We start from the raw sequence: 23,589 nt of genomic DNA, 5'->3' as shown, positions 1-23,589 counted from the left end.
GGCAGCGGCTCGGCCCGCCAGCCTGAGAATTGGGTGTGGCCCCGGATCAGGAGAGATGAGATGTGCGATATCTGTGTGATGAATGCCGTCAAGGACCGTATGCTGAGTCGTCGCGACCTGTTTCGCGGCGGGCTGGCCGCCGGGGTGGCTGGCGTGGCCGCGACGGTAACCGGGACGGCGGCGCTGGCCGATGGACATGGGTCGATCCGTGACATGACGCATACCCTGTCCGAGAATTTCCCGACCTTCTTCGGTGAGCCGGGATATGGCGCAGAGGCGTTGTTCAATTTTGCCGAGAACGGTTTCAACCTGCTGAACCTGACGATCAACGAACACACGGGCACTCACATCGACGCGCCGCTGCATTTCAGCGCCGATGGCAGGTCGGTGGACGAAATCGAGATCGGGAACCTGATCGTGCCGCTCTGCGTGGTGGATATCCGCGCCAAGGCCGCCGCCGACCCCGATGCGCAGGTCACGCCCGACGATCTGGAATCGTGGATCCGGGACAATGACGATATTCCCGACCGGGCCTGTGTGGCGATGATGTCGGGGTGGGCCGACAAGGTGAATACCGCGGCCTACCGCGGGGCGGACGATGCGGGTGTCCTGCATTTTCCGGGCTTTCACCCCGAGGCGGTCGCCTTCCTGCTGGAGCGGACTTCGGCCTCGTCCATTGCGGTCGACACCCTGTCGCTGGACCACGGCCCATCGGCGGATTTCGCGTCGCATTACGCCTGGCTGCCCGAGGGACGCTACGGGATCGAGAATCTGGCCGGGCTGGACCAGGTGCCCGCCGCCGGGGCCACGCTGATCGTCGGCGCGCCCAAGCACCGGGGCGGCACGGGCGGGCCTGCGCGAATCTTCGCGCTGATATGAGCCTTCTGACGGTCGAGACGCGGGATGCGTCGGGCGGCCTGACGTGGTCGGTGAAGCCGGGTTTTCCGACCCAGGTGTGTCTGATCGCGCTTCTCTGGGTCGGAATCGGCCTCGTGATGTTCACGGGCCTTTACCGCTTCGACGTCCTGAATTGGCAAAGCGCGCTTCTGCCGACCGCCTTTCTGACATACGGCCTGTTGGGCTTGTTTCTTGCCCTGTCGTCGCCGCGCGACGAGATTTTCCGCAGCCGGATCGACCGGAACGGCATCTTTTTGTGTGGCGAGGCGTCACCCTGCGTGGAGCCGTCTTTCCGGTTCGAGGATATCGACCGGGCGGAACATCGGATCGATGCCTATGGCGAGGCGGTCTTCCTCTTCACGAGGGATGCCCCGAGGGCCGCGCATATCCTGAAACCACCGTTCGGACCGCCGCCGAAAGCCCTGGCAGAAGCGCTTCGTGCGCGGGGCGTTTCCGTCGTGGGCCCCTGACCGGCGATCTACTGTCTGCTTCTTTCTTGGGCAACCCACTGGTTTCGGGGGCGATCCGGCCCGCGGCGGTTTGACATCGCCCGGTCCCCTCGCGAGTGTTGAGGCGCGTCACGTACCGGAGCCCGCCGATGCCCACCCCGATTTCCCGCCGATCCTATGCCGACATGTATGGCCCCACCACGGGCGACCGGGTGCGCCTCGCCGATACCGACCTCATCATCGAGGTGGAGCGGGACCACACGACCTATGGCGAAGAAGTGAAGTTCGGCGGCGGCAAGGTCATCCGCGACGGCATGGGCCAGTCGCAGCGCACCCGCGCCGAAGGGTCGATGGATACCGTCATCACCAATGCGCTGATCGTGGACCATACCGGCATCTACAAGGCCGACGTGGGTCTGCGTGACGGGCGGATCGCGGGCATCGGCAAGGCGGGCAATCCCGACACGCAGCCCGCCGTGACGCTGGTCATCGGGCCCGGGACCGAGATCATCGCGGGCGAGGGGCGGATTCTGACGGCCGGCGGCTTTGACAGCCATATCCACTTCATCTGTCCGCAGCAGATGGAGGACGGGCTGCATTCGGGCGTCACCACTTTCCTTGGCGGCGGCACCGGGCCCGCGCATGGGACGCTGGCCACGACCTGCACGCCGGGGCCCTGGCACATCGGGCGGATGTTGCAGGCGATGGATGCCTTTCCGGTCAATCTGGCCCTGTCGGGCAAGGGCAATGCGTCGCGCCCCGAGCCGCTCCGCGAGATGGTGGCGGCGGGCGCCTGCGCGTTGAAATTGCACGAGGATTGGGGCACGACGCCCCAGGCCATCGACACCTGCCTGAGCGTGGCGGACGAGATGGACGTGCAGGTGATGATCCACACCGACACGTTGAACGAAAGCGGCTTTGTCGAGAATACCGTGGCCGCCATGAAGGGCCGCACGATCCACGCCTTTCACACCGAAGGGGCCGGCGGCGGCCATGCGCCCGACATCATCAAGGTCTGCGGGCTGGAGCATGTGATCCCGTCGTCCACGAACCCGACGCGGCCCTATACGGTCAACACGCTGGAAGAGCATCTGGACATGCTGATGGTCTGTCACCACCTGGATCGCGCCATCCCCGAAGACGTGGCCTTTGCCGAAAGCCGCATCCGCAAGGAGACGATTGCCGCCGAGGATATCCTGCACGACATGGGGGCGTTTTCGATCATCGCCTCCGACAGTCAGGCCATGGGCCGGGTTGGCGAAGTGATCATCCGCACCTGGCAAACCGCCGACAAGATGAAGAAACAGCGCGGGCGGCTGGCGGAGGAGACGGGGGACAACGACAACCTGCGCGTCCGGCGGTACATCGCGAAATACACCATCAATCCGGCCATCGCCCACGGGATGTCCCAGGAAATCGGGTCGATCGAGGTGGGCAAGCGCGCCGATCTCTGCCTATGGTCGCCCGCCTTCTTTGGTGTGAAGCCCGAGATGGTGCTGATCGGCGGCACCATCGCCATGGCGCAGATGGGAGACCCCAATGCGTCGATCCCGACACCGCAGCCCGTCTATTCGCGGCCCATGTGGGGGTCTTACGGGCGGGCAGTCGAACGGGGGGCGGTGATCTTTGCGTCGGGCGCGGCGTTGAATGCGGGCCTTGGCGCGCAGCTTGGGCTGGCCAAGGACCTGGTGGCGGTGCGGGGGACGCGGGGCATCGGCAAGAAAGACATGGTTCTGAACGACTTGACGCCCGAAGTTGAAGTGAACCCCGAGACCTATGAGGTGCGGGCGAACGGCGAACTCCTGACCTGTGAACCGGCCAGTGAGCTGCCCATGGCGCAGCGGTATTTCCTGTTTTGAGGGGGGCGGCCCTTCAGGGCAGCAATCGGACGGCGCGCGAACGAATTTCCTGCCAGACGTCCGGCCTCGCCAGGATTTCCGGCGGAATGGCGGATTGGTCAAGCTGGCGGCGAACTTGCGTAGCGATGCGAATGCGAATGCCGTTTCCGCCATGATCCCCATCACCAAGGGTCATCAGGCGTGCGCGCAGCTCCGCCTCTTCTGTCCGCAAGGAGGCCATCAACCGCCGGAGCGCGTGCAGGCGGGCAATATCGTTGATGGGGTCGGACAGGCTCATGCATTTGATCCAAGCATGAAATGGTAAACGGTTGGTTGACGCCTCTCGGGTTTCGCGGTTCCTTCAATTGAATTTTGAGGAGCGCCCTTTCATGACCGAGACCCCGCAGACCACCCCCGACCCGATCACCGCCGAAGACCGCGCCATGCTGGATGGCTGGATCGAATGGACGGCCGGCCATGTGGAGCCTGCGGCGGACCTGAGCGATGCCCCGGCGATCATGGGGCTGCTCGACGGGTTGATGGCGCAGGATTTCGTCAAGGACTATGGCCCGGAAGAGATCTTTGCCCTCGGCATGGTCTGGGGCGAGGCTTTGCGCCTGTCGAACCCTGGCTGGTCCTGGGTGCGGGTGCCGACCGAGGAAGGCACGACCTTTGCGCTGGATGCCTCGACCGACGGCGTCGAACGGCTGGTCGCGCCGGGGCAGTTGTTCCTGCGCCGCTCCGAGATGCCGGGCGCGCTGATCGAGCCGCGTCAGATGGAGACGATGTTGATGGCGGAACTGGACGCCTGACCCCGATCAGCCGCGCGGCTGCGGCGATTGGGCGGTGCGCGACAGGGCCCCGGGATGGAGCGGCATGTCATCGCTGGAGGCCAAAAGCTGCGCCCGCAGGCGCGCAGCTTCGGACTGAAGATCGTCGATACGGGCCTGAACCCGCGACAGTTGGGCGAGGGTTTCGGCGGGCGCGGGGCGCGGATTGGCATGTTTCATGCGAACCACTATGGAGGTCGAAACGTGAAGAATTCGTTAAGGGCCGGGCTGGTGGCCATGACCCTGGCGTCGGCCCATGCGTTGCCTGCGTCGGCGCAGGACTCATGCCCGGTGGCGGCGGATCTGGCGAAGGGCATCGTGCTGACCTATGCGGACGGGTCGGTCGAGACGATGCGCAGACTTGATGCGGATCGGGTCGAGACGATCGTGGGGCCGGATTATCCGGCGCGCGAGATTTCGGGCCGGGGGCTTTATCTTCTGCGCAGTGCGGACTTCGTGGGCGGCAAGGAAACCAACGTATTATCCTTGGATTACAACATGTCCCCCGGCGATCTTCCCGCGCCCGAAGCCGGAATGGACGTGACGATCCCGGTGAGCGAGGCTTTCGACGGCAGCATCGACCTGCTGCTGGAAACCTATGTCGGCGGCCCGGCGCAGGACGTCAAAATCGGCGGTTGCACCTATTCGGCCATCGACATCAAACTGACCCGCAATGATGGTACCGCCGCGTCGCAATCGATCGAGCTTCTGCGGTACTACCCGGACCTCGGGTTCGCCAATGTTTATGGATTGGGCGATGCGGGACAGCCGCTCGACTATTTCGAAGTCACGGAAATCGAGGCCCTGCGATGATCGCTCTTCTGGACCACCTGCACCACGCGACGGACGTGATCCGCCTCGACTATGATGCGCGTCTGGTGCGGCGCAAACGGCTGATGACCGAAGGGGGACGCGCCGTGATGCTGGACCTGCCGGAGTTGACCGATCTGAGCCGGATCGCCGGGCTGCGGCTGGAGGACGGGACGGAGATCGCGCTTGAGGCGGCGGCCGAGCCGGTGCTGGTCATCCGGGGCGACCTGCCGCGTCTGGCCTGGCACATCGGCAACCGGCACACCCCCTGCCAGATCGACGGCGACACGCTGGTGATCCGCGCCGACCATGTGCTGCGCGGCATGCTGGAAGGGTTGAAGGCCGAGGTGACCGAGGACGTCCGGCCCTTCCACCCCGAGGGCGGCGCCTATGGTCACGGGCGCACGATGGGGCACGATCATGGCCATGACGGCTGATCTTCTGCGGCTGACGCAATGGCTGTCACCCGCCTTCCCGGTGTCGGGCTATGCCTATTCCCATGGGCTGGAGACGGCGATGGCCTCGGGCCGGGTGGCGGGTGCAAGGGACGTGCAGGACTGGGCGTCCCATGTGCTGCGCTTCGGGGCCGGTCCGCTGGATGTCTGGGCGATCCGCGCGGTGATGGGCGGGGACGATCCAGGCGAGGTGGCCGAGGTCTTGCAGGCACGTGCGGGATGCGCCGAACGCTGGCAGGAAACCCGCGATCAGGGCGCGGCCTTCGCCACCGTCACCACCGGCATGGGCGAGCCGCCGATCCCCGACCTGCCGCTCCCTGTCGCCCTGGGCCTGCGCGCGCGGGGGATGGCGGCGGATGTGGTCGCCATGCTCTATCTTCAGGGGTTCGCGGGTCAGTTGGTGTCGGCGGCCACGCGCTTCCTGCCTCTGGGCCAGACCGAGGCGCAGACCGTGTTGCGCGCCCTGCATCCGGTCATCGCAGAGGTCGCCGCCCGGACAGACACCGACCCGCCCGGCGGCGCGGCCCTGATGGCCGATCTGGACGCGATGCGTCACGAAACCCTGCAACCGAGGATTTTCCGCACATGAGCAGCTATGACCAAGGCAAGGCCCTGTCCGAAGAGCTGAACCCGGGGATGGAGGCGGCCCTGGATGCCCGCTACGGCCACCTGTTGCCGGGCATGGCCGAAGGGGTGGTCGATTTCGCATATGGTCGCCAATACGCCCGGCCCGGCCTGCCGCTGCGCGACCGATATATCGCGACGATTGCCGCCCTGACGGCCCTTGGCGGCCAGACGCGCCCGCAGTTGAAGGTGAATATCGCCGGCGGGCTGAAGGCCGGGCTGAGCCGGACGGAAATCGCCGAGACGATCTGGCAGATGTCGCTCTATGGCGGGTTTCCGGCGGCGATCAATGCGCTGAACGCCGCGCTGGAAGTGTTTGAAGGGGAAGACAATGGCGCACAGTCCTAACGGCCCCTTGCGCGTCGGGATCGGTGGTCCGGTGGGCGCGGGCAAGACGACGTTGACGGAACATCTGGCGCGCGAATTGTCCCGTGACTTGTCGGTCGCGGTCATCACCAACGACATCTACACGCGCGAGGATGCGGAGTTCCTGATGCGGGCGCAGGTCCTGCCGCTGGATCGGATCCGCGGGGTCGAGACGGGGGGCTGTCCGCATACCGCGATCCGCGAGGATGCGTCGATCAACCTGGCCGCCATTGCCGACCTGAACGCCGCGCACCCCGATCTGGACGTGATCCTGATCGAGAGTGGGGGCGACAATCTGGCCGCGACCTTCAGCCCGGAACTAGCGGACCTGACGCTCTATGTGATCGACACCGCCGCCGGGCAGGACATACCGCGCAAGCGCGGGCCGGGGGTGACGCGGTCGGACCTTCTGATCCTGAACAAGACCGACCTTGCCCCCCATGTCGGCGTCGATCTGGGCATGGCGCGCGGCGATCTGGCCGTCGCGCGGGGCGCGCGGCCCTTCGTCATGGCGGCCCTGCGGCACGGGACCGGAGTGGCGGAGATCGTCGATTTCATCCGCCGCGAAGGCGGGCTGGAGAAAAGCGACCAACCCTGACATCCTCCTGACAGTATGCTGTCAGGAGGGCTGTGCGAGACAGTCCTTGTCGCCCCGACAACCGGGGCAGAAACAGACAAGGAACTGAACCATGACCAAGAACGTGAACGCCGTTGTTTGGGCCGAAATCCCCGTCAGCAACCTCGCCAAGGGCCGCGCCTTCTATGAGGCAATCCTGCAGGTCGAGATGTTGACCGAGCAGATGGGCCCGATGGAAACCGCCGTCTTCCCCTATGACAGCGACGTCGCCGTGTCGGGCCACATCTACGAGGGGCCGACCGCCGGAGACGGACGCGGCCCGGCGGTGAGCCTGATGGTGAAGGACGATCTGCCCGCCGCGATGGCGCGGGTCACGAAGGCGGGGGGCCAGGTGATCAGCGAGGCGATCAAGATCCCGGCGGGCGAATTCTTCTATGTCATCGACCCCGACGGCAACCGCATCAGCCTTTTCGCGCAGGCCTGAGCGATGCGCCGCGCCGACCGTCTGTTCCGACTTGTCCAGACCCTCCGGGATGGCAAGCTCTGGACGGCGGCGCGGCTGGCCGAGGCGATGGAGGTGTCCGAGCGCACCGTCTACCGCGACATCGCGGACCTCATGGCCTCGGGCGTGCCGATCGAAGGTGCGGCCGGGGTCGGGTACCTCATGCGCGACGGCTATGATTTGCCGCCGCTCATGTTCTCGGAGGCCGAAAGCACGGCGCTGGCCCTTGGCGCGCGGCTGGTCGCGGCCTGGGGCGGTGAACGGATGGCGCAGAACGCGCGCGAGGCGCTCACCAAGATCGAAGCCGTCCTGCCGCGCCCCCATGTGGTGCAGGAGGCGCTGGATCGACTGGGTGCCATACCGCAGGATCTCGCGACCGAAGCGCGGGGCCGGATCGACGTTCTGGATGCGGCCATTCGCGATGCGGTAATGGTGACACTGGTCTATCAGGACGCGGGCGGCACACCGAGCACCCGGCTGGTGGAGCCATTGGGCCAGTGGTTCTGGGGTCAGACCTGGACGCTGGTGGCCTGGTGTCGCCTGCGCGAGGATTTCCGGATGTTCCGGCTGGACCGCATCGTCTCGCTCGAGGTCAGCGAAGACAGCACCGGCAAGCGCCCGGACCGCAGCCTGCGCACCTGCATCGCCCAGATGGAAGCGCGCGAGGGGCGCAGTTTCCCGCGCGACAGCATCCGCTGACTTCAGGCGACGGTCTTCCAGAAAAGCCGTTCGAAATTTGCCTCGGTCGCGGCGGCGAAATCGGCGTAGTCCATGCCGAAGACCTCCGCGCCGACGCGCGCGGTGTGGTTCACGAAGGCGGGTTCGTTCGTTTTGCCCCGGTGCGGTTTGGGCGCGAGATAGGGGCTGTCGGTTTCCACGAGGATGCGGTCGAGCGGGGCGGCGGCAAAGATGTCGCGCACCTCCTGCGACTTGGGGAAGGTCGCGATGCCCGACATCGACAGATAGAACCCCAGGTCCAGCGCCGCCTGCGCCAATGCGGCCCCGCTGCTGAAGCAATGCATGACGCAGGTATAGGCGCCCGCGCGATGCTCCTGGGTCAGGATGCGGGCCATGTCGTCGTCGGCATCGCGCGCATGGATGATGAGGGGCAGGCGGGTTTGGCGCGCGGCCTCGATATGCAGGCGCAGGCTCTCCTGCTGCACGGCCATGCTTTCGGCGGTGTAGTGATAATCGAGGCCCGTCTCGCCGATGCCCACCATCTTGGGATGCGCGGCCAGCGTCACAAGTTCGTCTACGGTGGTCATGGGTTCATCGGCAACCGACATCGGATGGGTGCCTGCCGCCCAGAAGACGGGGGCGTTGGCTTCGGCCAGGGCGCGCACGGTGGGGGCCTGTCGCAGCTTGGTGCAGATGGTGACCATTCGGTGCACGCCCGCCTCGGTCGCGCGGGTCAGAAGATCGGGAAGCTCCCCCTCGAATTGCGGAAAGTCGAGGTGGCAATGGCTGTCGGTGATGCGGGGTTCTGTCATGGGGCCGGACCTAGGCGCAGGTTCCGGTCGGGGCAAGGGGTCAGCGGTTGCCCATCCGGTCGATTGCCCCAAAGAGCGTACGGGGGTCGCAATAGCGGTCGAAGACAAGGGCGCCGTCGGGGGCCGTCACGCTCAGGTTCGCATAGATGTCCGACACCGGACTGCCCGCCGTCCCCGACAATTGGTGGCCATGTTCCAGACGGTAGCGATAGCCGCCGCGCGGCAGCTCCACATGGGAGAATTGCGACGCGCCGGAGCCGTCTTCCCAGACGATCCGCGCCGCCTCGACGGGGACGTCGAAGGACAGCTCGGGTTGATCGGCCTCGGCCCCGTAGCTGTAGGTCAGCACGCCCCCGGCCTCGCTCAGCCGGATCCGCTTGCCGTTGTCCAAGATGCAGGCAAAGACCGTGGTCGCGTCGACCCGCGTGGCCGTGGTGATGCGAAGGTTGGCGACTGTACGGTCGTCGAGGACGTCGTCCTCTTCGTAAAGGCGGCAATAATCGGCAATCATCGCGCCATGGTCGCGGCGAATGGCTTCCTCGGACCCATCTGTCACCACTTCGCATTGCGGGACCGACTCGCTCAGCGCTTCGGGGCGCACGCGAAGCCCGAAGAGGAGGGCGGTACCGCTCGGCGTCACCGCATGGAATGTCAGGCCGCGTTCGCAGCAACTCGACCGTCCATTGGTCACCAGCACGCCGGTTTTATCCGCAGTGAACAAATCACCGTTCAGCACGCCCCAAGGCTCGAATCCATTGTCGGTGCGGCGAAACAGGTAGAGGTCGCCGTTCACCATGCCGACCGGTTCGAAAAGCCCCACGTCGATGCGACCGTCCTGGTCGAAGTCCCGCAGGGTCGGGTCGATGTCGGAGGTGAGGAAGGTGTCGATGCCGCCCGCGACCCCGGCATAGTCGCTGACGAAGTCCTCGGTATGGAGTTTCAGGCGGATGGTGGTCAGCGATCCATTCTCGACCCAGGTGACTTCGCAGGGCAGGGGGCCGGTGCCGCAGGTCGGCATCTGGGCAATGGCCGGGGCGGCGAGCCAAAGGAGGAGCAAGGCAATCCAGCGACCCATGTCAGATCCGCCGTGCCTGATCATCGATGCGGGCCAGCGCATCCCAGACGATGGCGGCGGGGTCGACGTTGACGGCGCGCGCATGGCCGATGCGGTCGCCCACCTCCTGCGCCAGCTTTGCCCAGGCACGGGCGGCCGCGTCGTGGGGGGCCAGGCGGGTCAGGGCGGCGACCTCGGCATCAGGCGCATCGGCGGGCGGCCCGATCAGGCCCGCGCGCGCCGCCCGGTGCAGAAGGCGGGCAAGCGCCCCGATGGTCGCGTCAAGGCGCGCCGACCCCGCCTTGCCCGCACAGGCATCGGCCAACGCGCGGGCGCGGGCGCGGTCGAGGGTGGGGCGCGCGAAAAGGTCGATCAGCGCCTCGTAGATGTCCGACCCGCCCTCGGCCAGTTCCAGCGCGGCGCCCACGGACCCTTCGGCCAGCGGAGCGGCGGCGGCCTCGTGCCCGCCCGCCTGCACCACGGCGGCGCGCAGCGCATCGGGGGACAGCGGCCCGAGGCGTAGCACCCGGCACCGCGACCGGATCGTCGGAAGCAGGCGCGCGGGTTGATGAGAGATGAGGAGCAGGGTGGCGGCGGCCGGCGGCTCTTCCAGCAGTTTCAGGATCGCATTGGCCGCCGAGGGGTTCAGGTCGTCCGCCGGATCGACGATCACCACACGCCGCCCGCCCGACGACATGCCGAAGAAGCCGCCAAGACGGCGCACCTCGTCGACGGTGATCTGGGTCTTCAGCTTCTTGGCCTTGTCGTCCCAGGGCCGCCGGAGCAGCATCAGACCCGGCTCGGACAGGGCGCGGATTCGGGGCAGGGCGGGGTGACCGGCGGGCGGGTCCAGCGTGTCGGCCCCCGCCGCAGGATCTGTCAGAAGGAAGCGCGCGATCCGCCAGGCCAGCGTCGCCTTACCGACCCCGCGCGGCCCGGTCAGCAGCCAGCCATGGTGCAGCCGCCCGGTGGTCCAGGCGTCGAGGAAGGCGGCCTCGGCGGCCTCCTGCCCGAACAGTTGCTCGGTCATGCGCGGATGCGGGGCGTCGCCCAGGCGGTCGGGTTCGGGGATGTCGTTCACAACAGCGCCCCGATGCGCGCGGCCACGGTGTCGGCGTCGGCCATGCCGTCGATCACGCGGATGCGGTCGGGGAAATCCCCGGCAAGGGCCAGGAACCCGGCGCGCAGCTTCTGCTGGAACGGCAGGCCGAACTCCTCGAACCGGTCCTCGCCCGAGGCGCGGGCCAGCCCCCGGGTCAGCGCGACCTCCGGGTCCATGTCGATGACGATGGTCAGGTCCGGTTCCTGTCCGATGACGAGGGCGTGCAGACGGTCGACCAGATCGCGCAGATCGCCGCGCGTCGCCCCCTGATAGACCCGCGTGCTGTCGGCGAAGCGATCGGACACGACCCAAGCGCCCCGCGCCAGCGCAGGACGAATCAACCGCTCCAGATGGTCGCGGCGGGCGGCGTTGAAGAGCAGGAGCTCGGTTTCCGGGGACCAGCGGTCGGGGTCGCCTTCGACCAGCAGGCGGCGGATCGCCTCGGCCCCGGCACTGCCGCCGGGCTCGCGGGTCAAGACGACGTCATGGCCGCGCCCACGCAGGGCTTCGGCCAGCAATCGCGACTGGGTGGACTTGCCCGACCCGTCGATCCCTTCAAGCGAAATGAACATGGGACCGCTCTAGCAGGGCATTCAGGCAAGGCAAACCGATCCGATGCGCAAACGGCTTCCGCGGTCTATTGGAACCGGTCGAGAGCGGAGCCGAGCACTTCGCCCGCAACGCGCGTCCCGGTGATCTGGATGCGGCGCAGGACACCGGCGCGCGGCACGTCCGCCCCGGCCACCAGCGGCACTTCGACGGGGGGGACGCCCGGATGCGACAGGGTCAGCGTGCCCAGACGGGCGCCCTTGGTCACCGGCGCTTCAATGGGGCCGTCATAGACGACTTCGCCCGAAACCGCCTGCCGACCCGTGACCGGCAACAACAGCGTGACACCTTCGCCCGGGACAAGCGGCACGGTGCCGACGTCGCCCATGAACACCTCGGCCTCCATCACCGGGTCGGCCAGATCCTCGAACAGCTTTTCCTCGGCGAATTGGCGGAAGGCCCAGTTGACGATGCGTTCGCTTTCCTCGGCGCGCGCGGCCTCGGTCTCGATCCCGGAGATGACGAAGGTCACGCGGCGGTCGCCCTGAACCGCGCTGCCGACAAGGCCATAGCCTGCTTCCTGGGTGTGCCCGGTCTTGAGACCGTCTGCCCCGATGTTGAGCCGCAGGAGGGGGTTCCGGTTGAACCGGTTCGACGGGGACCGGCCGTCGAAGGCGAACTCGGTTTCGGCGAAATAGACGTAATACTGCGGAAATTCGGTGATGATCCGCTCGGCCAGGATGGCGAGGTCTTCCATCGACATGACATGCCCGGGGGCTGGCCAGCCATTGGAATTGCGGAACATGGAATTCTCCATGCCCAACTCCTGCGCCCGCTCGGACATCATCTGGGCGAAGCCGTCCTCGGTGCCGTCCGGGCTGAGCGCTTCGGCCAAAACGGTCGTCGCGTCATTGCCCGACAGAACGACGATGCCGCGGATCAGGTCGATGACCTTCACCCGGTCGCGCGGGTCGAGGAACATGGTAGAGCCGCCATAGCTCGCCGCATGTTGGGACACAGGCAACTCCGTCTCCAGCGTCAGACGCCCGTCTTCCAGCGCCTCGAACGCCATGTTGAGGGTCATGAGTTTGGACATGGACGCCGGCGGCAAGGGCACCTGGGCGTTCTTCGACAGCAACACCTGGCCTGTGTTGTGGTCAATCACGATCGCCGACCCGGCCGCCGTCTGGAATTCCTGCGCGAGGGCAGGGGAGGACAGCAGAAGGGCGGCGATCAAGGGACGGAGCATTGGCAGGGCTCTCCGGTAAGGGGAAGGGTCAGGCGCGTCTATACCCCGTCATCCGCTGATGGCGAAAGCGTCGGTATAGCCGATTTCCTGTGCCTTGCGGATAATCGCCTGCCGGTCGCGGTTGCTGCTGGCCGGGCCTACGACGACGCGCCAGACGGTCTGACCACGCACCGTTTCCTGGCGGATGGTGCCGATCACGCCTGCGGCGCGCAGGTCACCCGCAGCCGAGCGGGCGCGCGATTCCTCGTTGAAGAGGCCGATCTGAACCCATTTGTCGTCAAGTCCCGCCACCGACCGGTCGAGCGGCGCGGTGGAGGCGACCTGAACCGGAGCCGCAGCTTCCGGGCCGCTGTCGAGCGACGTCGCCTGGATCGTGGGCGCGGCGGCGCTGGCGGCGATCGGCGCTTCGGCTGTGGCGTCGATGCTCAGCGCGTCGCCGCCGGCGTCCGTGCGGCTCACGTCAGGGTTGCGCGGCCCGAACAGGCGACGCAGGAACCCCTTGCGCGGTGCGCCCTGGTCGGATGCGCTCGTCGCTTCGGGGGCGTCCGTGCCGAATTCAGGCGCGACATCGGTTTCGGTCAGGGCGCCGACAGAGGCGGTCGCAGGGACCGCGACCGTGGGGGCGGTATTGGCCAGCGTCGCCACGACTTCGGCAGGGGCCGGAGTCGGAAGCGCGGCGGGCGGGCCATCGGCCTCGATCAACGGCTCTACGGCGAGGTCTGCCGACGCGGCGTCGGTGGCCTCGGCCTCGGGCGCTTTGCGGGGTCCGAAGATGCGGCTGAAGACGTTGCGACGGCGCGGCTCCTCGGGCGCGGCTTCGACGTCGGCAAGGGCGGCTTCGCCGTCGGCCGACGCATCGAGCGCGGGCTCGGCCGCCTCATCGAGGGACGACACGGCAGCCGCGGCGACCGCGATTGCATCGGTCGGCTCACCCTCGGTCGCCTCGGCGTCCGGTCCTTCGGCCAGCAGGTCCTCGACCTCGCCGTTCGAGATCGGCATTTCGGGCGCCGGCTCGGACACCGACTCGCGGCGCAGGGCCACCACTTCGATAACCTTCGGCGATCCGGCAAGCAGGCCCAGGGCCGCCGCCGCATCGGAACTCAGTTGAAGGGGCGGGCCGCCGACCTCGCGTTCCCGCTTGAAGAGGGCCCCGACGACCGATTTGCCGGTCTCGGGGTCGCGGATGATGACCCGCTCGGGGTCGCGTGTGCTGGACGATGCGACCCAGACGCCGCCGAGCGAGGGGCGACCGTCCCAAAGGGCGCGCTCCTCGACCGAGAAGACTTCGGGTGCTTCGACGTCGCGTTCAACGATCTGCACGGCGCCGTCGAGTGGTGCGCCGCGCGTGGCCTGGCCACCGCCGCCCGCCTGACAGCCTGCCACAAGCGCGATGATCGCTGCGGACGTGAAAAAACGGATGTGTTTGGGTGCAAGACCCATGTCAAATGCCTGTCGCACTGTCGTTTGCCCCGTGCTCTGCTCTTACCGATTGCGGCCCGTTGTTCGGACCTGCATTGCGGTAAACACTAGACCACATTCGTCTATCTGTGAAGCCTGTCTCTATCAGGCCCCCATATCTTGCGGAACCGTGGCCAAAATATCGGCCATCTTGGTCTTCAACTTGAAGAATCCGCCGGTGGTGTGGGGCCAGGCTGCGGCATCCCAGTCGCGCAGGGGTCGGATCATCGGTCGGTCGATGCGGGCCAGTTTCGTGGCCAGCGGGCCGGTCGGGGCATAGGGCGTCACGATGTGATCGAATCCCTCCGCCCAGGCCGCGATCTGGTCCGGGTCATCGGTCACGGGGCCGGTTCCGCCCTGTCGTGTCACCGCATCCTGCGCCAGGGCGAAGGTGAAGTCGGTGACATGCCGCGCCACGGCCAGCGGTGAGCGGTCGGTCGGCGCGATGAGGGCGGCGCAATCGGCCGCCTCCAGCCCGCGCGCCAGAAGATAGTCGGGGTGCAGGTCATCCTCGTGCAGCAGAAGCCCGATGCGCCCGCCGGTCGGCAGGGCCTGATCCCCGGGCATGTCGCGGGGCGCGGGATGGGCCGGGCCGTCCAGCGCCTCCACCTCGCCCGCCGAGCGCAGCTTGTGCCCAAGCGTCCAGCCATCGAAGCGGTCGCCGGTGTATTTCGCGATGTTGCTGGCCCGCGCGGCATAGGTCTTGCCCCGCGTGTGCAGGCCCGCAACCCACCGCCACGACAGAGTGTTGGACGCAGGATCGCCGTCGAGCAGGTGGCGCAGGAAGAAATCGGCCCCCAACTCCCACGGCAGGCGCAGCGTGTGCATCCAGATCGACGCGAACCACATCCGCGCGTGGTTGTGCAGATAGCCGGTCGCGGCCAACTCCTGCGCCCAATGGTCGAAGGGCTCTATCCCGGTGCGCCCGGCGCAGGCGTCTTCCCATCCTGACCGAAGGCCGCCTTCGGTGGCGATGCGGTTGCGGGCGGCCTTCAGGCCCTGCTGGTATTCCGTCCAGACCCCGGGCCGCCGCTCCAGCCAGCCTTTGAAGTAGCTTCGCCAAAGGACTTCCTGCAGGAATTTCTCGGCGGTCGCGGGGGAGAACCGCTCGGTAACGGCGGCGCAAACCTCGGCCTCGGTCAGCGCGCGGTGGCGCAGCCAGGGCGACAGGGTCGAGACATGGGGGTGACCGGGCAGGTCGTGATTGCGCATGTCGGCATAGGCGCGCCCGGCCTGCGGCACGAACCGTCGCAGCCGGTCGAGCCCCGCCTCGCGGGTCGGCGTGAAGGTCGGGGCGGGGGCGGCATCCGCCGGGAAGAGGTCTGTCTGTCTTGTCATGGCCCGAAGGATAGGGCGTGGCCGCGCCCCGGCCAGAGGCACCAACGGTCTGAAGGGCGATCCACGGGCATCGGCGCGTCGGACCGACACGAAAAACGCCGCCTGTCGAAACAGGCGGCGCGATTGTCGTTCAGATGGGCGAGGCCCCGGGTCAGCCCGCGCTGGCAGGCTCTCCGGTCTTCTTTTCGGAATGGATCATCAGCGGGGCGGCGTCGCGGCGGACGGCTTCCTCGTTGACGACGACCTCCTCGACCGTGTCCATGCCCGGCAAGTCGAACATCGTGTCGAGCAGGATGTCCTCCATGATGGAGCGCAGGCCACGGGCCCCGGTCTTGCGTTCGATCGCCCGCTTGGCAATCGCCTGCAGCGCGTCGTCGGTGAAGGTCAGTTGCACGCCCTCCAGCTCGAAAAGGCGCTGGTATTGCTTGACCAGAGCGTTCTTGGGCTGCGTCAGGATGATGACCAGAGCCTCCAGATCGAGATCGGTCAGCGTCGCGATGACGGGCAGGCGGCCGACGAATTCCGGGATCAGGCCGAATTTCAGCAGATCCTCGGGCTCGAGATCCTTGAAGTATTCACCGACGGTCTTTTCGTCGGGTGCCTTCACCTCGGCGCCGAAACCCATGGACGACCCCTTGCCGCGCTGCGCGATGATCTTGTCGAGACCGGCAAAGGCCCCGCCGCAGACGAACAGGATGTTGGTGGTATCCACCTGCAGGAATTCCTGCTGCGGATGCTTGCGCCCGCCCTGCGGCGGCACGGAGGCGACGGTGCCTTCCATGATCTTGAGGAGCGCCTGTTGCACGCCTTCGCCCGACACGTCGCGGGTGATCGACGGGTTGTCCGACTTGCGGGTGATCTTGTCGACCTCGTCGATATAGACGATGCCGCGCTGCGCCCGCTCCACGTTGTATTCCGACGCCTGAAGCAGCTTGAGGATGATGTTCTCGACATCCTCGCCCACGTAGCCCGCTTCGGTCAGCGTCGTGGCGTCGGCCATGGTGAAGGGCACATCCAGAATGCGCGCCAGCGTCTGCGCCAGCAGGGTCTTCCCGCAGCCGGTCGGGCCGATCAGCATGATGTTGGACTTGGCCAGCTCGATGTCGGATTTCCCGGCGTTGTCGAGGCGCTTGTAATGGTTGTGGACGGCAACCGACAGGACGCGCTTGGCGTGTTCCTGGCCGATGACGTAATCGTCGAGCACTTTGCAGATGTCGCGTGGCGTGGGCGTTCCGTCACTGGTCTTGAGGCCGGCCTGCTTGGTCTCTTCGCGGATGATGTCCATGCACAGCTCCACGCATTCGTCGCAGATGAACACCGTGGGTCCGGCGATCAGCTTGCGAACCTCGTGCTGGGATTTGCCGCAAAAACTGCAGTAAAGGGTGTTCTTGCCCTCACCCGAGTTCGAATTGTTCGCCATGCTCGTGCCTCCTTGGGCCGTTGCGACCTGCCCTGTGTCGCTGACCGCGGGGACGCATCCCCACACGTGAATTCCATGTTCGGCCAAATCCTAGGCCCATCGTCCGGGGGCCACAATGGCAAAAAAGCCGCATCCGTCTTTGCCCTGTTTCGGCCCGTTGCCGCTTTGTATCAGGGTTGGAAACGGCCCCTGCGACGGGGCCGTCTGCCGGTGTCGGATCAGGCCTTTTCGGCGTCGGGAACGGCGCGGTTCTCGACGATCTCGTCGATATGGCCCCAGTCCTTGGCCTCCTGCGGCGTCATCCAGAGGTCGCGGTCCAGCGCCTTTTGCACGGTGTCGTAGTCCTGACCCGTGTGCTTCATGTAAAGCTGATAGAACCGCTCGCGCGTCTGTTCGATATGCTTGGCGGAAATCAGGATGTCGGCCGCCGTGCCCTGCGATCCGCCGGACGGCTGATGCACCAGGATTTCGGAGTTGGGCAGGGCGAAGCGCATGCCCTTTTCGCCGCCGATGGCGATGACCGACCCCATCGACGCGGCAAGGCCGCAGACCAGTGTCGACACCTTGGGGCGGATATACTGCATCGTGTCATATATCGACATGCCGGCGATCACGCTGCCGCCGGGCGAGTTGATGTACATGCTGATTTCCTTGGACGGATTCTCCGCCTCGAGGTGCAGCAGCTGTGCGACGATCAACTGGCTCATCCCGTCATGGACGGGGCCGTTCACGAAAATGATCCGCTCCTTGAGGAGGCGGGAAAAGATGTCATAGGCCCGCTCGCCCCGGCTGGTCTGTTCGACCACCATGGGTACGAGGTTGTTCTGGAAATGATCGACTGGATCGCGCATGCACTGCCCTTCTGGTGACGTCGCCCGCGCCTGTCGCGGAACCGCTTGGTCCAGACACTATGTCTGCGCGCGGGGGGCTTCAAGGCGCACCGGCAAGTTCGGTTACCGCTTTGTCGTCGCGGGGTTTGCCGGTCAGCCGCGGGCAGACGGGCGGAAGCGTGCCGCCCGGGCCTCTGTGGGACCTGTGCCGTTGACCGCAGGTGGACCCGGGTGAATACCGTCACGGATGACTTACGACGCAATCCTCACGGCCCTTGCCGATCCGACGCGACGCTCTGTGCTGGATCGTCTGCGGGGCGGTGCATTGCCGGTCGGGCGCATCGCCGAAGACCTGCCGGTGTCGCGCCCTGCGGTGTCGCAGCACTTGAGGGTCCTGCTGGATGCCGGGCTGGTGTCGGTCACGCCGCAGGGCACGCGAAACCTCTATGCGCTCACGGCGGGCGGGGCGGGGCCGCTGGTGTCGTGGCTCGGGGAATTGTCGCCGCCCATGACCTCCGCCCCCGACACTGGGGATGCCGACGGATTGCACCGCAGCCTGACCACCCGGCTCACCCCCGGCGAGGCGTGGCAGCTCTTCTGCGAGGATCTGTCGATCTGGTGGCCGGTCGCCCGTGTGTCCCTGTCGGCCCGCGCCGAGGGCGCATTGCCGCAGGTCGTCATCCTTCAGGCCCGCCCGGGCGGCACCCTGCGCGAGACGTTGTTCGACGGCACCACTGGCGAGTGGGCGCGGGTCGTCGAGGCGGATGCCCCCGGCCGGCTGATCCTCGACTGGACGCTTGGCACGCCGGAGGGATCGCGCGTCACGCTGGCCATTTCTGCCGCCCCGGACGGCAGTCGCCTGACCCTGACCCATGACGTCGACTCCGGCGACACCCGCGCGATGTGGGATATCGTGCTAGAGCGTTTCGCCGCCGCCGCCGCGTCCAGCCTGTCGAATTTCGGATGAGAAAACGCAGCTGGCTTGCCCTGGCCGTTGTGGCCGGCATGGTCGCGGCCATCGTGCCTGCCTTCGGGCGGACAGCGGCCCTGCCGGGCCTGCACGGCTTCACCGAAATCGCCCCGCAGCTTTGGGTCGAAGACGGCGCGGCCCCGTCGCCCATTACCCGCGAAGACGTGGAAACGGCAGAAGTATTGCTTGCCGATTTCTGGGGTCGCGCGCCCGAACGGCCGCGCATCCTGGTCTGCCTGACCGAGGCCTGCGACGCCGCCCTGGGCGGACCCGGCCCCCTTGCGCAGGCGTATGGCCGCTTCGTCGTCGTCCTCTATTCCCGGCTGGCCGCAGAGGACGCCGACCTGCGCCGCGCGATCCTGACCCACGAGATGTCGCATGTCGCCCTGTCCGAGCGTGTTTCGGCCTGGCGCGTCATGACCGGGGATCTGCCCGCCTGGCTGAACGAGGGGTTGGCCGTTCTGGCCTCTGACGACCCCCGGTTCGACCTGTCCGAGGAGGTCTGCGCGACGCTGGCGGACGAGACCCTGCCCGAGGGGTTCCGCGAATGGGGGCGGCAGGCGGGGCAGCAGTCGCGCCCGCTCTATCAGGCGGCGGCGTGCCGGGCGCGGGACTGGCTGGCGCAAAACGGCCTCGACGCGCTCTAGCGCGCGATCCAGAGCCCTTCGCGGCGCAGACGGTTGCGGATCGCCTGTTCCTTGCGGGGCAGGTCGGTCCGGTCGAACAACTCCCGCGCCTTCTGTCCCTTGGGCTGATAGAGGAACCGCTTGAACGGCTCATAATCCTTCAGCACCTTCTTGACCGCATTCGGCGCTGCGGCGGCATCGACCCCGACGATCACGTGATCGGGCGCGGTCGCATACATCAGCGGCATGTGGCGATAGTGAAAGCTGTGGCTGCCATCGAAGATCCCGTCCGCGATGCCGCCTTTGTCGCCGGGCCTGCCGCCGCCCAATTCGTGGATCGCCAGCGGCAGCGCCGCCTGATCCAACCAGGGGTCGAGGGTCTGGCACACCACTTCCTCGGGCGGGTCGTCGCGGATCATCAGCGCGGCATCGCGAAACGCCTTGTGAAAGGCCGCCGGGTCATCGCCGAAGAACCAGCCGCCGTTGAAATAGAGATAGCGCCGCCAATGCTCGTCCGGCCAGGCGGTGTCGAGCGTCTCGGCAAGATCGCCGCCGCGCCGCGCATGAAGAACGCCCCATATGTCTTTGTAACCGGGGCCATAAAGGTCGATCTCGGGCCAGGTGCCCTCGCGCTTCATGGATGCGGCGGGTCGGCTGAAATCGATGTCGAGGCCGGCCAATTCGTCGACGATCACCGTATCGGTGTCGAAGAACGCGAAGGGGCCTTCGGGCAAGGCGACCAGCCCCTCGATCTTGTTGCCATTGGGGTAGTAGCTGCCGAAATGCCAGTTCGTGAAGGGCACGATTTCCGCGCCCAGTTCAGTCAGCAGGTCGCGCTGCGGTCCTTCGGGGATGCGCGGATCGTCGGGCCAGCGTTCCCCGGGTTCGGGTTCCGCGACGATCAGGCGGCCGGACCAGCGTGGCGAATTGTGCCGCAGGGTCGCCGCAAACAGGGCCGCCTCATGCGCGAGGCGGCCCTTTTGTCCTATGATCAGGATGTTGAAGGTCATTCCAATTCGGACAGGCTGTCGAGCGCGGTCTGCACCGCCGCCGCCTCGTCCTGTCGGGCGGCGAGGTTCTGCTTCGTCTCCTCGACCACTTCCGGAGGGGCAGAGGCGGCGAAGTTCGGGTTGTTAACTCTGCCTTCCATCCCCTTGATTTCCTTTTGAAGCTTGGTCAGAGATTTCTCCAACCGGCTGCGTTCGGCGGCCACGTCGATGACGCCGTCGAGGGGCAGGGCAAAGCGCCCGCCACCCGCTGTCACCGCGATGGAGCCCTTGGGCGCGTCACCTTCGGTCAGCGTCTCGATCCGGGCGAGGGCCGCGATGATTTGCTTATTGGTTTCATAGCTTTGCGCGGCGGTCTTGTCCCATTCCACGGCGACCACGGGGATGATCGCGCTGGCCGGCACGTTCATCTGGGCGCGGGCGGAGCGGATGGCTTCGATGAAGGTGATGACCCAGCGGATCTCGGTTTCCGCAGCCGGATCAATGGCTTGCTCGCCCAGATCCTCGGGCCACGCGCCGTGGACCAGCATGCCCTTGTGGCCCGTGACCTCCCACAATTCCTCGGTGATGAAGGGCATGATCGGGTGCAGCAGCGTCATGCACTGCTCCAGAACCCAGCCCATGACGGCCTGGGTTTCTGCTTTGTCTTCAGTGGCTTCGCCTTGGAGTATCGGCTTGGAGAACTCCACGTACCAGTCGCAGACGACGTTCCAGACGAACTTGTAGAGCGCGGTTGCCGCGTCGTCGAAACGATAGGCGGTGAGGGCGGCGTCGACCTCCATCCGGGTGCGCGCCGTCTCTCCGATGATCCAGCGATTCAACGTCAGATTTACGGGTGATCCACGGGTGATCTGGTTTGGCGGTGTTTCGTTGAACTTGACGTCGTACATCTCGGCAAAGCGGACGGCGTTCCAGAGTTTGGTGCCGAAATTGCGGTAGCCCGCGATGCGCTGCGTGTCGAGTTTCAGCGCGCCGCCAAGCGACGCCATGGCCGCGTTGGTGAAGCGCAGGGCGTCGGCGCCGTATTCGTCGATCACGTCGAGCGGGTCGACGACATTGCCGGTCGACTTGGACATCTTCTTGCCCTTGGCGTCGCGAACGAGACCGTGGAGGTAGACCTCCCGGAACGGAATCCGCGCCTCGACGGGCTGCGCGTCGGGCAGGACGGCAAGCTGCATCATGATCATGCGCGCGACCCAGAAGAACAGGATGTCGGTGCCGGTGATGAGGGTGGAGGTCGGGAAATACTTGCGCAACTCCTCGGTGTCCTCCGGCCAGCCGAGGGTGCCGAGCGGCCAGAGACCGGAGGAGAACCAGGTGTCGAGGACGTCGGGGTCGCGCCATAGATGGACAGGACCTATGTCATCATTACTCGTTTCAGAGATATTTGCATTGGAAACCTCCCGTGGAAGTTCGTCTGCCTCCCCTTGAAGGCCCAAATTCCGATAAAACTTATCTGCTAGCTCAGCTGCTTCATCGAAGGTTGGCGCGCAAAAGCGTTGGATATCTTCCGGTTTCCAAGACAACTTACGGAAGGTGACTGAAGAGTAATCTAATCCCTCTGGTAAATATTCAGTATACCCCGGCCCATACCAAACCGGAACCTGATGCCCCCACCAGAGTTGGCGCGAGATGCACCAGGGTTCGATGTTGTTGAGCCAGTGGAAATAGACCTTGCGGTCGCTCTCCGGCATGATCCGGATCGTCCCGTTCTCGACGGCGTCGATGGCGGGCTGGACGATTTGCGCGGTGTCGACGAACCACTGGTCGGTCAACATCGGCTCGATCACGACCTTGGAGCGGTCGCCATAGGGTTGCATGATGGGCTTCGCTTCGACCAGCGGGACGAGTTCCTCTTCGTCCGTGCGCGCCTCGCCGCCTTCCTCGGGCGCGACGGGAGCCTTGACCGCGCCCAGGCGCGGGTCGGTGGCGGGGACCATGACGGCCAGCCCCTCGGCGGTGATGTCGGCGACGACGGCCTTGCGCGCCTCGAACCGGTCCATCCCGCGATAGGCCTCGGGGACGAGGTTGATGGCGTCGATCTCCGCCTCGGACATCTCTGCGCCGTCGATGATGGCCTGCGCCTTGGCGGCCTCTTCGGCATAGGGCGCGCCGTCGGCGCGGAGGGCTGCGCGCGTGTCCATCAGGCGGTAGCAGGGGATATTTCCCCGCTTGGCCACGGCATAGTCGTTGAAGTCGTGCGCGCCAGTGATCTTGACCGCGCCCGAGCCGAAATTCTTGTCGGGGTATTCGTCGGTGATGATCGGGATCAGGCGGCGATGTTCCTTGGGGCCGACAGGGATTTCGCAGAGTTTTCCGACGATTGGGGCGTAACGTTCATCCGAAGGATGGACCGCGACGGCCCCGTCACCCAGCATCGTCTCGGGCCGCGTGGTGGCGATGGAGATATAGTCGCGGGTTTCGGTGAACAGGATTTCGCCGTCCTCGTCCCGCTCCACGTATTCATAGGTCTCGCCGCCTGCGAGCGGGTATTTGAAGTGCCACATGTGACCCGGCGTCTCGACGTTCTCGACCTCCAGATCGGAGATCGCCGTCTCGAAATGCGGATCCCAGTTCACGAGGCGCTTGCCGCGATAGATCAAGCCCTTGTCGTACATCTCCACGAAGACCTTGATGACGGCGTCGTGGAAATTCTGTTCGGTCGGATCGGGGTCGCCGGGTGCGCCGCCCATGGTAAACGCTTCCCGGTCCCAGTCGCAGGACGCGCCGAGGCGTTGCAGCTGACCGATGATGGTGCCGCGGGACTTCTGCTTTTGTTGCCAGACCCTTTTGAGGAATTCTTCACGTCCCATTTCCTGGCGCGTCGGCTCTCCGTTCTTCGCCATCTCGCGCTCGGTCACCATCTGGGTGGCGATGCCCGCATGGTCGGTGCCCGGCTGCCAGAGGGTGTCGAAGCCGCGCATCCGGTGCCAGCGGGTCAGGATATCCTGCAAGGTGTTGTTGAAGGCGTGGCCGATGTGGAGCGAGCCGGTCACATTGGGCGGCGGGATGACGACCGAGAACGTCTCGGGGCGCGAGGCATTGGCCCCGGCGCGGAAATAGCCGCCCTTGATCCACTTGTCGCTGATCCTTGCCTCGGCCTCGGCCGAATTGAAGGTCTTGTCCATCGCCATCGTCATGCCTCGTC

26 protein-coding genes are annotated in these 23,589 nt (G+C 66.3%); 13 read left to right on the top strand and 13 right to left on the bottom strand.

The features are described from left to right. Window positions 1-60 precede the first annotated feature (60 nt). From BM002_RS02740 to ureC, 3 genes are all read left to right on the top strand, one after another. Window positions 61-879, top strand: coding sequence for a cyclase family protein (locus BM002_RS02740; protein ID WP_092777066.1), 819 nt, complete (start codon window positions 61-63; stop codon window positions 877-879). Then, window positions 876-1,367 carry a hypothetical protein gene (locus tag BM002_RS02735; protein ID WP_092777064.1) on the top strand — a complete coding sequence of 164 codons (492 nt, stop codon included), beginning with the start codon at window positions 876-878 and terminating at the stop codon, window positions 1,365-1,367. Before BM002_RS02740 ends, BM002_RS02735 begins: the two co-directional genes overlap by 4 nt. Before the next feature lie 128 nt (window positions 1,368-1,495). After that, complete coding sequence (ureC, locus tag BM002_RS02730; protein ID WP_092777062.1) at window positions 1,496-3,205, top strand: urease subunit alpha; 1,710 nt, start codon at window positions 1,496-1,498, stop codon at window positions 3,203-3,205. 13 nt (window positions 3,206-3,218) lie between these two features. Here ureC and BM002_RS02725 read toward each other — a convergent pair whose 3' ends face one another. Further along, on the bottom strand, window positions 3,219-3,482 hold the full coding sequence (locus BM002_RS02725) for a hypothetical protein (protein ID WP_092777060.1): 264 nt from the start codon (window positions 3,480-3,482) through the stop codon (window positions 3,219-3,221). A gap of 91 nt (window positions 3,483-3,573) precedes the next feature. On the opposite strand from BM002_RS02725, the gene BM002_RS02720 reads away from it, so the two are divergent. Then, a complete protein-coding gene (locus tag BM002_RS02720) occupies window positions 3,574-3,996 on the top strand; it encodes a hypothetical protein (protein WP_092777058.1) in 423 nt (140 codons plus the stop codon). Window positions 3,997-4,002: 6 nt separating this feature from the next. Here the strand turns inward: BM002_RS02720 and BM002_RS02715 are convergent, their stop codons facing one another. Next, complete coding sequence (locus BM002_RS02715) at window positions 4,003-4,194, bottom strand: hypothetical protein (protein WP_092777056.1); 192 nt, start codon at window positions 4,192-4,194, stop codon at window positions 4,003-4,005. Between the two features lie 24 nt (window positions 4,195-4,218). On the opposite strand from BM002_RS02715, the gene BM002_RS02710 reads away from it, so the two are divergent. From BM002_RS02710 to BM002_RS02680, 7 genes are all read left to right on the top strand, one after another. Next, a complete protein-coding gene (locus tag BM002_RS02710; protein ID WP_139212224.1) occupies window positions 4,219-4,827 on the top strand; it encodes a hypothetical protein in 609 nt (202 codons plus the stop codon). Further along, complete coding sequence (locus BM002_RS02705) at window positions 4,824-5,261, top strand: urease accessory protein UreE (protein ID WP_092777052.1); 438 nt, start codon at window positions 4,824-4,826, stop codon at window positions 5,259-5,261. Before BM002_RS02710 ends, BM002_RS02705 begins: the two co-directional genes overlap by 4 nt. Beyond that, a complete protein-coding gene (locus BM002_RS02700; protein WP_092777050.1) occupies window positions 5,251-5,868 on the top strand; it encodes an urease accessory protein UreF in 618 nt (205 codons plus the stop codon). Before BM002_RS02705 ends, BM002_RS02700 begins: the two co-directional genes overlap by 11 nt. After that, window positions 5,865-6,251, top strand: a complete 387-nt coding sequence (locus tag BM002_RS02695) for a carboxymuconolactone decarboxylase family protein (RefSeq protein ID WP_092777048.1) — start codon at window positions 5,865-5,867, stop codon at window positions 6,249-6,251. The genes BM002_RS02700 and BM002_RS02695 overlap by 4 nt, the downstream gene beginning before the upstream one ends. Further along, window positions 6,235-6,867 (top strand): urease accessory protein UreG, encoded by a 633-nt coding sequence (ureG, locus tag BM002_RS02690; protein ID WP_092777046.1) that lies wholly within the window; start codon window positions 6,235-6,237, stop codon window positions 6,865-6,867. Before BM002_RS02695 ends, ureG begins: the two co-directional genes overlap by 17 nt. 91 nt (window positions 6,868-6,958) lie before the next feature. Next, a complete protein-coding gene (locus tag BM002_RS02685; protein WP_092777044.1) occupies window positions 6,959-7,330 on the top strand; it encodes a VOC family protein in 372 nt (123 codons plus the stop codon). 3 nt (window positions 7,331-7,333) lie between these two features. Continuing rightward, window positions 7,334-8,047 carry a helix-turn-helix transcriptional regulator gene (locus BM002_RS02680; RefSeq protein WP_092777042.1) on the top strand — a complete coding sequence of 238 codons (714 nt, stop codon included), beginning with the start codon at window positions 7,334-7,336 and terminating at the stop codon, window positions 8,045-8,047. Window positions 8,048-8,049: 2 nt separating this feature from the next. Here the strand turns inward: BM002_RS02680 and BM002_RS02675 are convergent, their stop codons facing one another. From BM002_RS02675 to BM002_RS02635, 9 genes are all read right to left on the bottom strand, one after another. Next, window positions 8,050-8,838 (bottom strand): TatD family hydrolase, encoded by a 789-nt coding sequence (locus tag BM002_RS02675; RefSeq protein ID WP_092777040.1) that lies wholly within the window; start codon window positions 8,836-8,838, stop codon window positions 8,050-8,052. Between the two features lie 40 nt (window positions 8,839-8,878). After that, window positions 8,879-9,913: a hypothetical protein gene (locus BM002_RS02670; RefSeq protein ID WP_092777038.1), complete on the bottom strand. Its 1,035-nt coding sequence runs from the start codon at window positions 9,911-9,913 to the stop codon at window positions 8,879-8,881. 1 nt (window position 9,914) lies between these two features. Then, window positions 9,915-10,973: a DNA polymerase III subunit delta' gene (locus tag BM002_RS02665; RefSeq protein WP_092777036.1), complete on the bottom strand. Its 1,059-nt coding sequence runs from the start codon at window positions 10,971-10,973 to the stop codon at window positions 9,915-9,917. Beyond that, on the bottom strand, window positions 10,970-11,566 hold the full coding sequence (gene tmk / locus BM002_RS02660) for a dTMP kinase (RefSeq protein ID WP_092777034.1): 597 nt from the start codon (window positions 11,564-11,566) through the stop codon (window positions 10,970-10,972). The genes BM002_RS02665 and tmk overlap by 4 nt, the downstream gene beginning before the upstream one ends. A gap of 65 nt (window positions 11,567-11,631) precedes the next feature. Then, window positions 11,632-12,792, bottom strand: coding sequence for a D-alanyl-D-alanine carboxypeptidase family protein (locus BM002_RS02655; protein ID WP_092777032.1), 1,161 nt, complete (start codon window positions 12,790-12,792; stop codon window positions 11,632-11,634). 48 nt (window positions 12,793-12,840) lie between these two features. Further along, window positions 12,841-14,232, bottom strand: a complete 1,392-nt coding sequence (locus tag BM002_RS02650; protein ID WP_092777030.1) for an SPOR domain-containing protein — start codon at window positions 14,230-14,232, stop codon at window positions 12,841-12,843. A gap of 123 nt (window positions 14,233-14,355) precedes the next feature. Next, the gene (locus BM002_RS02645; RefSeq protein ID WP_092777028.1) at window positions 14,356-15,588 is read right to left on the bottom strand and encodes an FAD-binding domain-containing protein; all 1,233 of its coding nucleotides are present in this window, start codon (window positions 15,586-15,588) and stop codon (window positions 14,356-14,358) included. A 151-nt stretch (window positions 15,589-15,739) separates the two neighbouring features. Beyond that, on the bottom strand, window positions 15,740-17,008 hold the full coding sequence (clpX, locus tag BM002_RS02640; RefSeq protein WP_092777026.1) for an ATP-dependent Clp protease ATP-binding subunit ClpX: 1,269 nt from the start codon (window positions 17,006-17,008) through the stop codon (window positions 15,740-15,742). A gap of 218 nt (window positions 17,009-17,226) precedes the next feature. Beyond that, window positions 17,227-17,859: an ATP-dependent Clp protease proteolytic subunit gene (locus BM002_RS02635; RefSeq protein WP_092777024.1), complete on the bottom strand. Its 633-nt coding sequence runs from the start codon at window positions 17,857-17,859 to the stop codon at window positions 17,227-17,229. A 226-nt stretch (window positions 17,860-18,085) separates the two neighbouring features. On the opposite strand from BM002_RS02635, the gene BM002_RS02630 reads away from it, so the two are divergent. Together BM002_RS02630 and BM002_RS02625 are read left to right on the top strand one after the other, a co-directional pair. Further along, entirely contained in the window at window positions 18,086-18,805 is a 720-nt protein-coding gene (locus BM002_RS02630) for an ArsR/SmtB family transcription factor (RefSeq protein ID WP_092777022.1), read from the top strand. Next, window positions 18,802-19,455 (top strand): hypothetical protein, encoded by a 654-nt coding sequence (locus tag BM002_RS02625; RefSeq protein ID WP_092777020.1) that lies wholly within the window; start codon window positions 18,802-18,804, stop codon window positions 19,453-19,455. The genes BM002_RS02630 and BM002_RS02625 overlap by 4 nt, the downstream gene beginning before the upstream one ends. On the opposite strand, the gene BM002_RS02620 is transcribed toward BM002_RS02625, so the two are convergent. Next, window positions 19,452-20,444, bottom strand: coding sequence for a hypothetical protein (locus BM002_RS02620; protein WP_092777018.1), 993 nt, complete (start codon window positions 20,442-20,444; stop codon window positions 19,452-19,454). The genes BM002_RS02625 and BM002_RS02620 overlap by 4 nt on opposite strands. Beyond that, window positions 20,441-23,575 carry a valine--tRNA ligase gene (locus BM002_RS02615; RefSeq protein ID WP_092778689.1) on the bottom strand — a complete coding sequence of 1,045 codons (3,135 nt, stop codon included), beginning with the start codon at window positions 23,573-23,575 and terminating at the stop codon, window positions 20,441-20,443. Before BM002_RS02615 ends, BM002_RS02620 begins: the two co-directional genes overlap by 4 nt. Window positions 23,576-23,589: the final 14 nt, after the last annotated feature.

The organism is Jannaschia pohangensis, from assembly GCF_900113875.1.
Taxonomy (GTDB): Bacteria; Pseudomonadota; Alphaproteobacteria; order Rhodobacterales; family Rhodobacteraceae; genus Jannaschia; species Jannaschia pohangensis.
This window is presented reverse-complemented; position numbering and strand designations above follow the sequence as displayed.